The 14476-nt window shown below is 51.3% G+C and carries 12 protein-coding genes and 2 tRNA genes; 6 read left to right on the top strand and 8 right to left on the bottom strand.

Annotated features, from left to right (window positions below):
* Positions 1-142: 142 nt before the first annotated feature.
* Entirely contained in the window at positions 143-589 is a 447-nt protein-coding gene (locus tag FP815_16130) for a DedA family protein (GenBank protein MBA3016456.1), read from the bottom strand.
* Positions 590-694: 105 nt separating this feature from the next.
* Positions 695-2950, bottom strand: a complete 2256-nt coding sequence (locus tag FP815_16125) for a response regulator (protein ID MBA3016455.1) — start codon at positions 2948-2950, stop codon at positions 695-697.
* A 606-nt stretch (positions 2951-3556) separates the two neighbouring features.
* Between FP815_16125 and radC the strand changes: the two genes are divergently transcribed.
* The 6 genes from radC to FP815_16095 all read left to right on the top strand — a co-directional run bounded on the left by radC (position 3557) and on the right by FP815_16095 (position 7896).
* Positions 3557-4285, top strand: a complete 729-nt coding sequence (radC, locus tag FP815_16120) for a DNA repair protein RadC (GenBank protein ID MBA3016454.1) — start codon at positions 3557-3559, stop codon at positions 4283-4285.
* Positions 4264-5424, top strand: a complete 1161-nt coding sequence (hemW, locus tag FP815_16115) for a radical SAM family heme chaperone HemW (GenBank protein MBA3016453.1) — start codon at positions 4264-4266, stop codon at positions 5422-5424. The genes radC and hemW overlap by 22 nt, the downstream gene beginning before the upstream one ends.
* Positions 5425-5439: 15 nt before the next feature.
* On the top strand, positions 5440-6798 hold the full coding sequence (gene radA / locus FP815_16110; GenBank protein MBA3016452.1) for a DNA repair protein RadA: 1359 nt from the start codon (positions 5440-5442) through the stop codon (positions 6796-6798).
* 174 nt (positions 6799-6972) lie between these two features.
* A tRNA-Ser gene (locus FP815_16105) sits at positions 6973-7058 on the top strand.
* Between the two features lie 10 nt (positions 7059-7068).
* Positions 7069-7162 (top strand) — tRNA-Ser (locus FP815_16100).
* Positions 7163-7308: 146 nt separating this feature from the next.
* Positions 7309-7896, top strand: coding sequence for a LemA family protein (locus FP815_16095; GenBank protein MBA3016451.1), 588 nt, complete (start codon positions 7309-7311; stop codon positions 7894-7896).
* A gap of 65 nt (positions 7897-7961) precedes the next feature.
* On the opposite strand, the gene FP815_16090 is transcribed toward FP815_16095, so the two are convergent.
* The 6 genes from FP815_16090 to FP815_16065 all read right to left on the bottom strand — a co-directional run bounded on the left by FP815_16090 (position 7962) and on the right by FP815_16065 (position 14137).
* Positions 7962-9200 carry a polysulfide reductase gene (locus FP815_16090; protein MBA3016450.1) on the bottom strand — a complete coding sequence of 413 codons (1239 nt, stop codon included), beginning with the start codon at positions 9198-9200 and terminating at the stop codon, positions 7962-7964.
* A gap of 99 nt (positions 9201-9299) precedes the next feature.
* Positions 9300-10268 (bottom strand): 4Fe-4S dicluster domain-containing protein, encoded by a 969-nt coding sequence (locus tag FP815_16085; protein MBA3016449.1) that lies wholly within the window; start codon positions 10266-10268, stop codon positions 9300-9302.
* 9 nt (positions 10269-10277) lie between these two features.
* Positions 10278-10898: a hypothetical protein gene (locus FP815_16080; protein ID MBA3016448.1), complete on the bottom strand. Its 621-nt coding sequence runs from the start codon at positions 10896-10898 to the stop codon at positions 10278-10280.
* Positions 10899-10909: 11 nt separating this feature from the next.
* A complete protein-coding gene (locus FP815_16075; GenBank protein ID MBA3016447.1) occupies positions 10910-11590 on the bottom strand; it encodes a hypothetical protein in 681 nt (226 codons plus the stop codon).
* Complete coding sequence (locus FP815_16070) at positions 11560-13878, bottom strand: molybdopterin-dependent oxidoreductase (GenBank protein MBA3016446.1); 2319 nt, start codon at positions 13876-13878, stop codon at positions 11560-11562. The genes FP815_16075 and FP815_16070 overlap by 31 nt, the downstream gene beginning before the upstream one ends.
* The gene (locus FP815_16065) at positions 13871-14137 is read right to left on the bottom strand and encodes a hypothetical protein (GenBank protein ID MBA3016445.1); all 267 of its coding nucleotides are present in this window, start codon (positions 14135-14137) and stop codon (positions 13871-13873) included. Before FP815_16065 ends, FP815_16070 begins: the two co-directional genes overlap by 8 nt.
* Positions 14138-14476 lie beyond the last annotated feature (339 nt).

Below are 14476 nucleotides of genomic sequence, written 5' to 3'. Positions count from 1 at the left end.
GGATCTGGGTCAGATTTGGTTGCGCCGATTGAACAAAACCGCAGGCTTAGCAGCGCTACGTCGAGGATTTTGTGATTGAGTCGCGACCAAAGATGGCCCAAAGCCGGGATGCGTTATGGTAAATTGGTATTTTCCGCGTCCATTAACTCATGGTGTTTACGGTTATGGCAGCAATGCCTGCGTAACGGCCAAGTTTTCCGAGAGTGACCAGTAAGGCAAAGCGAGGGAAGTTTAGTTTGAGCAGACCGGCCGCCAGGCAGAGCGCGTCGCCGATGATTGGCAGCCAGGAAAAAAGGAGAGACCAAGAGCCATACCGTTTATAGGCGGTCATTGCCTGGTTGATGGTATTCTGCTCGAGTCGCAATGCCTTGTTGATGAGTAGCGTTGATCCCCACATTCCGATGGCATAGGTTGTACACGCTCCGAGTACATTTCCCACCGTAGCGGTGGTAACCAGCATTGATACCGGGAGTTCTTTGGTAATGAGTGTGATTAGCAACCACTCCGAGCCCAAGGGGAAGATGGTCGCGGCAAGAAAGCTTAAGCAGAAAAGCGCTGCCGCGCCATGAGAGATGAGGAGTGCTTCCATAGTATGCTGCCGAGTGTGTCTTACGATGATTTGATCTGTTGATACGCCCCGTCATGATAACATACGGGTGGCGGTGTGCCAATCATACCATCAACGGCTTCACTATTATATGCGGGTGTGATCTTCGTGGTTCTTGCCGAGCGCTTTGGTGAGCACTGCTTGTAATTCACTAATATTGTACGGTTTTTGGAGGATTTCGAAATTGTTGTTTTTGGCAAAACGCTGACGTATCTCTTGCTCATTGTAGCCGCTGGAGATGATGATCCGGATATCGGGGCAGATTTTACGGAGTTCGCGAAAAGTTTCTACGCCATCCATGTGCGGCATTGCCAAGTCAAGCAGCACAGCAACAATCGAGTCGGGATTGGCGCGGTATTGTTCCAGCGCCTGAAGGCCGTCTTCAGCGGTAATGACTTGGTAGCCGAGTTTTTGCAGCATGTCTTGACCTAAGGTGAGCAGGGTCTTTTCGTCATCGACCAGGAGGATGGCGCCGCTCCTTTTGGTCGGAGTGCTTTGCCGGGAGTTTTGAGGCGCCACTATGGGATGTTTGGGTGAGGCGGGCAGGATGACCTTGAATGTTGTGCCTTTGTTGAGGACGCTGTTAACTCTGATGGTGCCGTTGTGGCCACGGATAATCCCGAGGGTTGCTGCCATGCCCAAGCCTCGTCCTGTGAATTTGGTGGTAAAAAAGGGCTCACAGACCCGTTTTGCAGTCTCTGGGTCCATGCCGCATCCTGTGTCGGCTACTTCGATAAAAACGTACAGACCCTCTTCGAGATTTTCATCAAGCCAGCTTCCCTCCAGGTAGTCCTGATCGGCTATCATCAATCCCGTAGAAATGGTAATCGTGCCCCTCTGGTCGCCAATGGCTTCGGAAGCGTTGATGACCAGGTTCATCAGGACTTGCCTGAGTTGGGTGGCATCGACTTCCACCGAAGGGAGTTCCTGGCTCAGGTTGAAGTGCAGTTCAGCTTTTTTGGAAATCGAGACTTCAAGCATATGAGCCATGTCGGTTATCAGGCGGTTGAGGTCCAGGATTTCGATGACGAACTGTCCTCTTCCGGAAAAGGCGAGCATCTGGTGCGAGAGGGCAGCAGCTTTTTTTGCCGCCAGCTCGATTTGGACCAGGTTGCCGAGAACCGGGGTGGTGGGTGGAAGGGTCATTTTTGCCAGTTCGGCATGTCCCAGGATGACCATCAGGATATTGTTGAAATCGTGGGCAATGCCGCCAGCAAGCACGCCTAAACTTTCCAGCTTTTGGGTGTGCTGGAGTTTCCTCATGAAGCGGAGTTGTTTTTTTTCTTTTGCCTTGAGTTCGGTGATGTCTTCAATTACTTCGATATAGGAGGTTGGGGGCTCGTTGCCGTTTGGCAAGGGCACCGTACGGATACGAACGGTAATCTGTTGGCTGTTGTGGAGGGTCTCTTCCCGTTCGGTTATGGCTGGTTGTCCGGTTCTTAAGGCAATTGCGCCAGGGCAGTCGGCGCAGGGGTGGTGCCTGCCTTCAAATCGCTCGTAGCACAGAGTTCCTGAAAAGTGTTCGGTTGGTTTGCCAAACCACTCAGCCTGGGTGCGATTGATCATCGCAATACGGTTGTTGGCGTCAATCACTGAGACCCCAAGCGGCAGGTTGTCGACCAAGGTGCGATAGCGGGTCTCGCTATCGCGCAGGCCCATCTCGGCCTTTTTGCGGTCATGGATTTCATGTTGAAGCGCATCATTGAGCTTTAGCAGTTTGGTTGTCCGCTCTTTCACCTTGGTTTCGAGTGCCCGATTCACTGTTTGCAGAGACTCATGAAGCACCAAACTGTCGAGTCGGGTAACGATAATATCTGCAACGCGATTCATCATCGGTTCAAGGGGCAGGAGTTCCTGACGCGGTCTGGTATCTGCCAGGATGAGAATTGATATTTCCCCGAAGAAGCGTCGTCGGATCAGGCAGATGGATGAGCGGATAATCTCTGCCATGCCCGGACTGATGCTTATGATGATGGCGAGAATTTTTTCTGCCTCTTCCTCCGAACAGACATGATTATCAGCGGGAATTGAGGCAGTCGGCAGTGGAATGACCATCAAGATGGGTTGGGTGGCTGCTAGAGGATGCGATGTAGCATGGCTGTGGGTGATGGTAATCTCTTTTTCGTTTACTGATCCAAAGAGACAGAATTCTATCCCCTTACAGCTCGCGATTTGCTCCAGAGCGATGCTGATGACTCGGTCCGGGGTGGACGCCGAAGCAATTTTTTCCGCTACCATCCCCAGGAGGGAAAAATCATTGGCTAGGGTTGATAGGCGTTCATTTTCTGTTCGTAAGAGGCGGATTTGTTCTGTAAGGTCAACGGGGGAGGATGGTGGAGACATAAGGGGAAAACCTGTCAGTGGCAGAGATATTTTGGGTGATTATGTCTGGGCTTTTTAGCCTATTGTTTGAGTCATTTGTAATTCTCATTAAGGCGATGGTTAAACTAAAAAAATACTTACCAGTCAATGATAATCTTTGCCGAATAAGGGGGTCTGGCATTTATTTATGAAGATGATCTTGTTGTGGGGGCGACGATCAATGACATTCGGAAACCTTTGGAATCGGAGCGTTGTTCTATTAATGCCTGACAAAGGAGATCCGGCATGATGCCTCTTTCTACTCGACAGAGACCTAAAAGCTCTGTATCACTTGGGTGAGTAAATTAGCCTTAATTTTTCGTAACTATTTAGCAACACTACATCTGCTTCGCAGTCTCCCCACAGTCGCTTAGCTGTCATAAGCCTGCTCACATAGACGAGCTATAGTTCACTGGCTTATTTCGCGCATCTGTAGCGCTGCTGGAATAGTTACAGTTTCCGGCATCTGCTCATTTTGCGGATTGAGCTGGATAGTTACTTTCTTCAATACTTGTGAAGATGTGGCAGAGTAAAAGTAATGCCAGTTTTCAGGGTAACTACTTTTCGTTCAAGAAAAATGGATTCAATATGGAAAAAGAAGATTGGCAACAGAAGGGGGCTGGACACCGTCAGCGCTTGCGTGACAAGTTTCTCGAGCGTGGGATCGAAGCCTTTGCCGATGATGAGGTGCTCGAACTCCTGTTGGCCATGGGAACCCCCCGCAAGGACTGTAAGGCTGAGGCTCGATCCCTGCTTGCTACCTTCGGCACTCTGGCCAGGGTCCTTGAAGCGTCGCCGGCCCAGTTGCAGCAGGTGCCAGGGGTCGGGCCAAAAAATTCATACGCCATTCATTTTATCCAAGGTGTCGCCCGGCGTTATCTGCAGCAGCGGTTGTCTGCCAAGCAGTATGTACGTTCATCGTCAGAGGTTAGTGATTATCTGATTCATGCTATGCGGGATTTGAAGCGTGAGGTGTTGATGGTAATCTATCTTGACGCCAGTCACGCCATTATCGATACCGAAATCGTGGCTGAGGGTACCCTTGCCAGTAATACGGTCTATCCCAGAGAGCTGATTAAGCTTGCTCTGTCACGCCATGCCGCGGCGGTGGTTGTCGCACATAATCATCCCTCCGGGAGTCCCACCCCTTCACCGGAGGATCATCGCTTGACGCGGAACCTCTATCTCGCCTTGTCTTTAGTCCAGATCAGGCTGCTGGATCACCTGATTGTCGCGGGCTCCGGTCAACCGTACAGTTTCGCCGATCATGGACTTATGCGCCAGTATGCCGAAGAGTGTGCAGGGCTTCTTCGGTGATCACCGGGGCCGGTCTTTATATCCACATCCCGTTTTGCCGGACAAAATGCGGTTATTGTGCCTTTAACTCCAGTGCGTGGTCTGGGGCTGAGGGACCTCTTGGGTATCTGGATGCTGTGGTCGTGGAGTTGGAACGTGTGGTGGACAGTTGGGGCGGCGATGTCGAGTTTGCCACCCTCTTTATAGGAGGTGGCACTCCCACTATTTATGGTGGAGATTCTTTGGCTGCGGTGATAGGTCAGGCTCTGCGCCGGCTTCATTGGTGTGATGATCCGGAGATTACTGTTGAGACGAATCCTAACACGGTGACACGCTCGAATCTCACTGCCCTGCGTGGCGCCGGAGTCAATCGTTTGAGTATCGGGGTGCAGTCTTTTGTCGATCACGAACTTGCCTCTATCGGTCGTAGTCATAGTTCAGCAGGGGCGGTAGCTGCCTTGACCTTGGCAAGGGAGGTAGGATTTTCTAATCTTAATCTTGATTTGATCTATGGGCTGCCGGGGCAGGATCAAGCTGTCTGGCGAGACAGCTTGATAACTGCTCTGGATCTCGAGCCCGAGCACCTTGCTCTTTACGAGTTGAGTGTTGAGCCAGGAACCCCTTTTGCCGAGCGCGCGGCGCGGGGAGAGTTATTGCTGCCCGAGGATGACACCCTTGCCGATATGGAAGCGCTGGCTCAAGAGGAGTTGGAGGGCCATGGCTATCAACGGTATGAGATCTCTAATTTTGCTCGTCCTGGATTGACTTGTCGCCATAATTTGAATTATTGGCACAACGGCAGCTATCTTGGTCTGGGTGCGGGCGCGGTTTCCTGCCTGGATGGTCTTCGGCTGAAAAATGTGGATGATCCGGATGGTTATCAAGCGAGGATTGCTGCTGGTCTTCCGGCCTTTCACGAAGGGGAGGCCTTGAGTTGCGAGGCGTCTTTTCGGGAGTCGGTCATCATGGGGCTGCGGTTGCTTGAGGGAGTAAGTCTTGCCTCTCTTTGGGCACGCTATGGACTTACTCCGTTGGCCTATTATGGTGCAACCCTTGAGCGGTTGCTTGAGCGGGGGCTTGTCGAAATAGTCAATGGACAGATGCGTCTGACGAAAAAAGCCCTGCCGGTGGCGCATCAGGTCTTGTCTTATTTAGTGTGATAAAGGGAGGAGTCAATGGCGGGTAAGGCGAAGAAGAGCTATCAGTGTAACGCCTGCGGAGCGGTCCTGGGGAAATGGGCCGGACAATGCCCGGAGTGCGAGGCTTGGAACTCTGTTGAGGAGGCGACGGCTCAGGTTGCTGAGGCCTTGCGGACGGTCGGATTCTCAGGGGCTGCGGCTCAGGTCAAGCGGATGAGTGATGTCGAGCTTGAGCAGTTCCCACGAATTACTACCGGCCTGTCCGAGCTTGATCGGGTACTTGGCGGCGGTTTGGTTCCTGGCTCGGTGGCGCTGATTGGTGGTGACCCCGGAGTGGGCAAGAGTACGGCTCTGTTGCAGGTCTGTTGCACTCTTAAAGGGGTGAAAGCCTTGTATGTGAGCGGCGAGGAATCCCTTCCCCAGATTGCTATGCGGGCTAAGCGCTTAGGTCTGCCTGCCCAGGAGCTGTTGTTGCTCGCAGAGACTCAGGTTGAGGGGATCTGCGCGGTGGCGGCTCAAGAGAAACCGACAGTTATGGTCATTGATTCCATTCAGACCATGCAGGTGGCCGGGATTGATTCCGCCCCTGGCGGGGTCAGTCAAGTTAGGGAGTCGGCAGCCTATCTTACCCGGTTTGCCAAGCAGAGTGGGGTGGCGATTTTTTTGGTCGGTCATGTCACCAAGTCTGGAGGATTGGCCGGTCCTCGAGTGCTTGAGCATATTATTGATGTAGTCTGTTATTTTGAGGGAGGGAGCGATTCACGGTATCGAATGATGCGGGCCATTAAGAATCGTTATGGAGCTGTTAATGAACTCGGGATTTTTGCTATGACCGAGAGTGGGCTGAAGGAGGTGAAAAATCCCTCGGCCATCTTTTTGTCTCGGGATAAGGGGCCGATGTCTGGCAGCGCCGTGATGGTGGTGTGGGAAGGGAGCAGGCCACTGCTTGTTGAGATTCAGGCCCTGGTAGACACTTGCTACTCGGAGCACCCGCGCCGGTTGGCCGTGGGACTCGATCAGAACAGGTTGACCATGCTGCTGGCAGTGCTGCATCGTCATGGTGGAGTGTCGACCTTTGATAAGGATGTCTTTATTAATGTCGTGGGCGGGGTCAAGGTGGAGGAGACCAGCGCCGATTTGGCCTTGATGCTGGCGATCTTGTCAAGTTTACAAGATCGGCCTCTACCCAGTGATATGGTGATTTTCGGTGAGATCGGTCTGGCCGGGGAGATCCGGCCAGTGCCCAATGGCCAGGAGCGATTACGGGAGGCAGTGAAACACGGGTTTAATCAGGCTATCGTTCCTAAGGCCAACGCTCCACGGACAGGGATTGCCGGGATGGAGGTTCATGGTGTGCAGAAATTGGCCGAGGCAATGGCGATTTTGGGGCGATGAGGATACGACGTGGCTCGTGCGTTATCCTGAAGACACTTAGGAGGTTGTCTCTGGGGTGATTCGATAATAAAATCTATTTCGCCTTTAAGTTGCTTTGCCTCGATGATTTTTGCGACGCCATCAGGATTGACAGGCCTGGATTGACATGGTAAAAGAGCATCCTGAATATACAGTGGAGGAATGGCCGAGTGGTTTAAGGCGGCGGTCTTGAAAACCGTTGAGCGAAAGTTCCGTGGGTTCGAATCCTACTTCCTCCGCCACACTATTCAAGGAGAGATGACCGAGTAGGCCGATGGTGCTCGCCTGCTAAGCGAGTGTAGGGTTTAAAGCTCTACCGAGGGTTCGAATCCCTCTCTCTCCGCCAGTTAAACATTCCAGGACGTCCGATAACGTCCGACTGACCCGCATGGCCATTGGCTTTGCGGGTTTTTTTTGATACGAAACGGAATAAAACGATCAAATGGTTAGTGCCAAACATGGTCTTCTGTTCATGCCCAAGGGATTAAGCCTATGACAAATGACAATGTCCCGTTGATCATCTTTCCTGGATTCATTGCTTTTATGGCCGTCGGCTATATTATCAGTACTTATAATAATTTTATCAAGTACCGTAACCGGATTGAAGAGTCCTGGAGCAGCATCGACATTACCCTGAAGCGTCGTTTGAACCTGATCCCCAACTTGGTTGAGATCGTTCGTGGGTATGAGGAGCACGAAGCGGAACTGTTACAGAAGGCCAGTCATCGATTTTCTGAGAACGCTGGAGCCCCGGAGCGGATGGAAGAGGAGAGCAGGTTGTCTCGCTCTTTGAACGGACTGATGGCGGTGGCGGAAGGGTACCCTGATTTGAAGGCCAGCGGGAATTTTTTGAGTCTGCAGCAGAGTCTCAATGAGATCGAGAAGGAGATTCAGTTGACCAGGAACCGATATAACATCGAGGTCCGCAAGTATAATACCTTGGTGGAATCCTTCCCCAGTCTTTTCATTGCCAGAAAATTCGGCTTCATCAAAAAAACCTATTTTACCTTGGAACTGGCTACGCAAGGCGATATGTTACGGGTGGATTTCTCCGATAAGGATTCCGCGCCGGCCACGTAACACTCTGGAATCCTCCTCCTCGTGTCCTTCCCATGCACCAGACCATGGTGTCTCATCTTGCCAGGTCAATGTCTTTTCTGCGTGAACTGAGTATCCTTAAACCTCGATAGAATATGCAGGGCGGGTTTAGTCAGCAGGGTTACGATCAACATCCCCGTGGCGAGAATGCCTAGGGTGATTAAGATTTCTATCTTAGTTGCTACATAATCAACGACCTCCCCGATGGGCGACGGCACAAAGCCTGGCACAATGAGGCCAAAACCTTTTTCAATCCAGATTCCGGTAAAAAGAGAAATTGCCGCTGTCATGAGGTATTTGGTGTTGCATTTGGTCGGGTCAAAGGCAAAGAGTAGCGTGCCGAGGATGTTTAAGCTAATGGCTGTCCAGATCCACGGGACTAAGGCATTATGACCGTCAAGCCCAAAAAATAGATATTGAGCCGACATGCTGTGGTGGGTGAAGGTGTAGAACTCTTTAAAGACTTCGGAGAAGAGCATCAATAAATTGATCACGGCGGCGACAACAATAATCCTTTTGAGCTTTTTGAAGATGATCGGGTCGATGGGATAGGTTGTCGTTTCTTTTATGGCAATGATTACCATCATGATGACAGCCGGTCCGGCAGCAAAGGCAGAGGCCAGAAATCTGGGGCCGAGCAGGGGATTGTTCCAGAATGGTCGGGCGGGGAGTCCCTCGTAGAGGAATGCGGTCACCATATGAATGGATACTGCCCAGAAGATCGAGAGAAAGACAAAGGGGCGGTATTTCCAGTCAACCGGCTTTCTGTTGTGATAGTTGCAATAGAGAATGTAGAGAGGGACTAAGCTGTTTAGGGCGAGATAGCCATTTAAGACCAGAACATCCCAGGTCAGGATGGAAGATGGCCAGTTAAAGAGCCCTATACCCGGGATGATATGCCACAGGCGATGTGGTCCTCCCATGTCAACGGTAATAAAGAGTAGGCACATGACCAGGGCTCCGACAGCAACACATTCGCCGATGATCACCACTTCATGAAAATCTTGGTCTTTAAAGATGTATGCAGGGAGGATTAACATGACAGCTGCGGCTGCCACACCGACAAAAAAAGTGAAATTTGAGATATAGAGTCCCCAGCTGACAATATTAGACATACCGGTGACGATGAGCCCTTCTCTGAATTGGGTGGAATATGCCCAGACTCCAGTCCCGATCATGGCAAGTAGCGCTAAGAGGTATATCTTGTAGCTGGTGCCACCTGTCAGCGCCCATGTGCTGCAATCTGAGATGAAAGCAGCAAATCCTTTTCGGTGGGGATTTCTCATTATTTTCCTCTCTGCAGGTTTTTCCTGGAATTTGTTTGGTGATGAGAACCTACAAAAATCTGAACAAGAGCATGGTCAAAGAAGTCCGAGCAATGACTGTTAATCGATAAAATACCAAAATTTGGGATCTGTCCCTAGCTCCTCCTTCAATCTGAAAACCTTCTTATTCTTTAACACAAATCTGATTTCGCTATCAGGGTCAAGCAGATTGCCAAAGACCCGAGCGCCGGTGGGGCACGCCTCCACGCAGGCTGGGAGCTTGCCTTGCCTTGTCCTTTGGATGCAGAAGGTGCATTTTTCCATGGCTCCTTTCATCCGCTGCCTGTTGCCGAGATAATGCTGTTGGCGGGTTATCTCCTCTTTGGGCACATGAGGTTTACCCCAATTAAATCTCCGTCCCCAATACGGACAGGCTGCCATGCAGTATCGACAACCGATGCACCAGTCATAATCAACCACCACAATGCCATCTGGTTCTCGCCAGGTTGCTTTGATGGGACAGGCCTTGATGCATGGGGCATTTTCACAGTGGAAGCATTGGACGCCCATGTAGAATTTATCAGCTACCGGGACTTGATGGAAATATTTGCCATCACCGGTGCTTGGATCGAGTTTGCCGGGCTCCATTTCAAAGACTCGGATGTACTGGGTCTTGGAGGTGCGATCAAGATTGTTTTCTTGGACGCAGGCCTCTACGCAATCCATAAAGCCTTCACATCTGGTAATATTAAAGGCATAGCCAAACAACACTTTTTCCCGTGGTTCCTGAGCACTGATCGTAAGGTCAAGATTGTCGTGTAGTTTGGCAAGTCTCGTCAGGCGTGCTACGGTTTCATCTTTCTCTTGCTGAGTCATCAGCCGGTAGTTTTTTTTGAAGTATTCCTCCCACTTCAGCGAAAACTCCTCACTGGTTGCCGGAAGACTTTTCAGGGAGCATCCAGTTGCCAGACTGGCCGATCCTGCCGCTGCGGCAATGGACAGTCCTTTTAGAAAGGATCTGCGGCTGCTTTTCCCTTCAGGGAGATCTTCCTTTTTCATTCGGCCTTCTTCTTTTTTGCTGGAGTCCATTACATACCCCTAGTTTTTTAATGGCAGAGAATAGGTCGCAGGCATTCTCTTTTTAAACCTGGGGGCATGGGGGGGGTGGCAGGTGGTACAATTCTGGATTACTCGCCCCCCAGCCCAGTATTTTACCCTTTTCCCATGTGCTCCGCCGAGCCAGTCTCTTTTCTGCCTGAAATGGCATTGTCCGCAGAGTTGGTAGCTGTGGTCGAAATCAATTTTCTTTCCTTGTTTGTCCACTAGCGTGTCCCGATCGAGTGCATGATGACATTCAACGCAGGCCAAATTGTTCTCTCCCTGCCCATGATTCATGGTGATGTCGCCGTGGGCAAGCAAGGCGCCGTCGCTAACCAAAACTTTTTTGTCCTGATTGTGGCAGGCGCTGCATCGATAGCGTTCGATGGAATGCTTACGGGCTAACACTTTGAATTCGTTACCTAAGCCAGTTTCTTTGGCCCAGACGGTCTTGTCGGGAAGGGGGTGGGTTGATTCAATCCGGCTCGAGTCATATGGTTCATTGGCTTTTAAAATTCTGTCTGTGATCGAATTTTGACTCGCCAAAGAGCTTTGAGGTGTCAGAAGCATTATCCCGAGGATGAGCGCTGGCCAACTGGAGCTAGAGTGTAATTTCATCATAGTTCTCCAGGTCACTTGTTTCTTACAAACTCCACGAGAGGTTCGGTGCTCAAGACCGGGACATGGCATTGGCGGCAATTTCCCCGGGAGGAGTGTTCAACCCGAATTTCGGTAACTGCCCCTGGCCCGGTGTGACAGGCAATACAGTTCTCCCGCAGTTGCAGGCTGTGGGGGATCGGTGGAGGGGAGCCTGCCAGGAATGATCTCCCCAGTTTAGGGGGATTGATAGACTGCCAGTTGGTCTCAACAAAGAGTTTCTCCTCGAGTTTGGGGACATGGCATTGGTAGCACAGTTCATTCTCCGGGTGTGGGGTTACCGGGACAAATCTATCCAATTCGGCATCATAACCACCCTTGGCATGACAGGAGAGGCAATTGTCCGGTTGCGCACTGAATGATGGCGCCACTGCATGGGGGATTCGGGGCGGGGAGCCGGGGTATTGCCGTAACTCCTCGAAGCTCATCAGGTTTCGAATACCAGAGTCCGCTGCCATGTACTCTTGCGGAGTTGCAGTATAGGTCTTGAAGATTTTTTCGCCGTCTGCGTCAAAGTTGTGGGGGATATCTGTCGCTGCCACTGCTCGATCAAGTTCCCCGACTCCGAGAAGGCAGATAGCGGCAAAAAACAGAGCGCCTTTGCCGGGTTTTTTATCTGCTCTATTCATGAGACTTTCTCCAGTCGAACCGCACATTTCTTGTAATCAGGTTGTTTTGAAATGGGGCAAAATGCATCCAGGGTAACTTCGTTTATCAGGTAGCTCTCATCAAAGAAAGGTACGAATACCATGCCGCGGGGTGGAACTCCTCGACCATTGATTGAGGCTGGCATGATAACCGAGCCCCTTCTGGAGATAATCTTTACTTTCTCCCCGTTGATGACCCCAAGGTCAGCTGCATCTTCAGGATTAAGTTCGACATAGGAAGAGGGCATGGCCTGATGGAGGATGGGGACTCTCCTCGTCATGGAACCGGTATGCCAATGTTCGATGACCCGACCGGTGTTCAGCCAGAAATTATACTCGGCATCCGGAGACTCGGCCGCAGGTTCATAGGGGCGGGCCCAGATCCAGGCGGTGTTATCTTTCTTGCCGTAGAAATCAAACTCCTTGCCATTGGTGCAGGCGGGGTCATATTTGGGGTTGAAGCGCCATCTGGTCTCCTTGCCATCTACAAACGGCCATTGCACACCCGAGCGTTCCAACAGAACCGTGTATGGGGCCATGTTGTGTTTTGGGCCTTCATGAAAACGTCGGTACTCTTCCCAGATCTTGCCGATGTATTCGTCCTCCCCCCAGGGAAACTGTTTTTCAAAACCCAGTCGTCTGGCAACTTCGATCAGTTGCCAAGTGTCAGACATCGCCTCGCCCGGAGGGGGGACGATTTGGGCAAAATGTTGGGTGCGACGTTCAGAGTTGCCAAACATGCCTTCCTGCTCAATCCACATGGCAGCGGGAAGAATCACATCGGCCACATCAGTCGTCGGTGTTGGGTAGACATCGGAGACCACCACAAAACGGTCGTCTTTCAAGGCGCCGTTGCGGTAACGAGTCAGGTTCGGCATGGTTACCATGGGGTTGGTGACCTGAATCCAGATGAACTTGATATCTCCGCGATCCAAGGCCCGGAACATCTCCACGGTGTGGTAGGTTGGTTTGGGGTCAATGTTGCTCACCGGCACATCCCAGATTTTTGCGGCCAGTTCCCGGTCATGTTCATTGGCGACCACTCCGTGCGGTAGAGCATGGGTCAGGGTGCCGACTTCACGGACTGTGCCGCAGGCGCTGGGTTGACCGGTGAGAGAGAATGGGCTGTTGCCGGGAGTGGAGATCTTGCCGGTCAGGAGATGGATGTTGTATACCAGGTTTTGGATCCATGTTCCCCTGGTGTGCTGGTTCATGCCCATGCACCAGAAGGAGGTCACCTTTTTAGTGGGGTCACCATAGAGAGACGCCAGATACTTGATGTCTTTGGCGGAAACGCCGGATATTTTTTCTACTTTTTCCGGGGTGTAATCGTCGAGGAATTTTTGATATTCGTCAAAATTGATCGGCTCTTCTTGGTCCGTGAAGGCAAAGTGATCTTCAGTCCCGTAACCGATGTTGGTTTTGCCTTTGTGGAACGAGACATGGTTGTTGACGAAATCCCAATTCACCCATTTGTTGCGGATAATTTCATGACAGATGGCATTGGCCACGGCCAGATCGGTCTGTGGCTTAAACAGAATTGATTTGTCAGCCGCTTGACTGGTTCTGGTGGTGCGGGTGGCAAAGTCGATAAGCTCGACATTGGTGCGGCGTTTACGGTTGGCCAGCATTCTCGAAAAGAGGACCGGATGCATCTCCGCCATGTTGTTACCCCAGGTAACAAAGACGTTGGCATGGTCAATGTCTTCATAACAGCCCATTGGTTCATCAAGACCAAAAGAGGTCATGAAACCTGTTACCGCACTGGCCATGCAAAGTCTGGCGTTGGCTTCGAGATTGTTGGTGCCGATGCAGCCTTTGAAGAGTTTGGAGGCGACATAGCCATCAGGGATAGTCCACTGTCCTGAGCCGTACATGGCGACGGAATCCTTGCCGTGCTTGGCAATGGTCTCCTTCATTTTTTCGGCCACGAGATCAAGGGCCTCTTTAATGGACACTTCAACCATTGCGCCATTTCGGCGAACCTTGGCAGTGGTGATTCGATCCTTGCCATAGAGGGCTTGTACGGAGTGGTAGCCTTTCACGCAGCACAAGCCTTTGTTGACGCTGCAATTAGGATCGCCTTTGACGGCAACTGCCCGATCTCCTGATACCCCGACTAGAACGCCGCAACCGGTGCCACAAAAACGACAAGGCGCTTTCTTCCAGGTAATCATTCCGGAAGCGCCATCTTGCTTTTTCCAATCCGCAAAACTGATGCCGGGGAATAGCGCCGCTGCGGTTGCAATGGCGCTGCTGGCAGCTGCGCACTTGATAAATGATCGTCTGTTAAGCATTATGGTCACCTCGTTGTTTCCCTGGTTGATCTTCATCATTATGGCCAAAGGTCATGCTCAAGGATTGCAATGACTTCAATCCCTTAAGTTGTTGTTGGAGTTTTGCTTCTGTGGCATCATCCGGTGTGTCGGTCACTAGAATAATAATTTCCTTGTTTTCCGCCGGGATTATCTCACACCAATCCATGGCTGTTAACTCTGCACATAAGGTGTTTATGGTCCCTGTCGTCGGGATCGCAAGGTAACTGAAGATTGGCATTCCCCCTCCCTTTTTTAAGTATCCGGCAGAGGCCGGTGGGTTGTGGGTGAAAAAAATGTGGTCCGGGATGAAGTGTCACCACGGAAAGTGTTGGGCAGTTACTCGGGTTGGTCCGGCAGTGCCTTGGATGGTGCTGAAGATTCCCTCATGAGAAAGTATAGCGCATTAAATTTTATTTTGTCAAACAAGAAAATAAATATTAGGAAAATACCTTGTGGCGAGGACTCAGAGGCGTGGGGAGGGGGAATGCCTATGAACTGGCTGCGACAGCATTCTTGAAGCCAGTCAATTGATGCTGTTGGGGTGGAGGAAAGAAATGAGTGTGGGTGGACTCTCTAT

The sequence above is a fragment of the Desulfobulbaceae bacterium genome (assembly GCA_013792005.1).
Lineage (GTDB): Bacteria > Desulfobacterota > Desulfobulbia > Desulfobulbales > VMSU01 > VMSU01.
The sequence above is the reverse complement of the archived record's forward strand: the minus strand, read 5'-3'. Positions and strand labels throughout refer to the sequence as shown.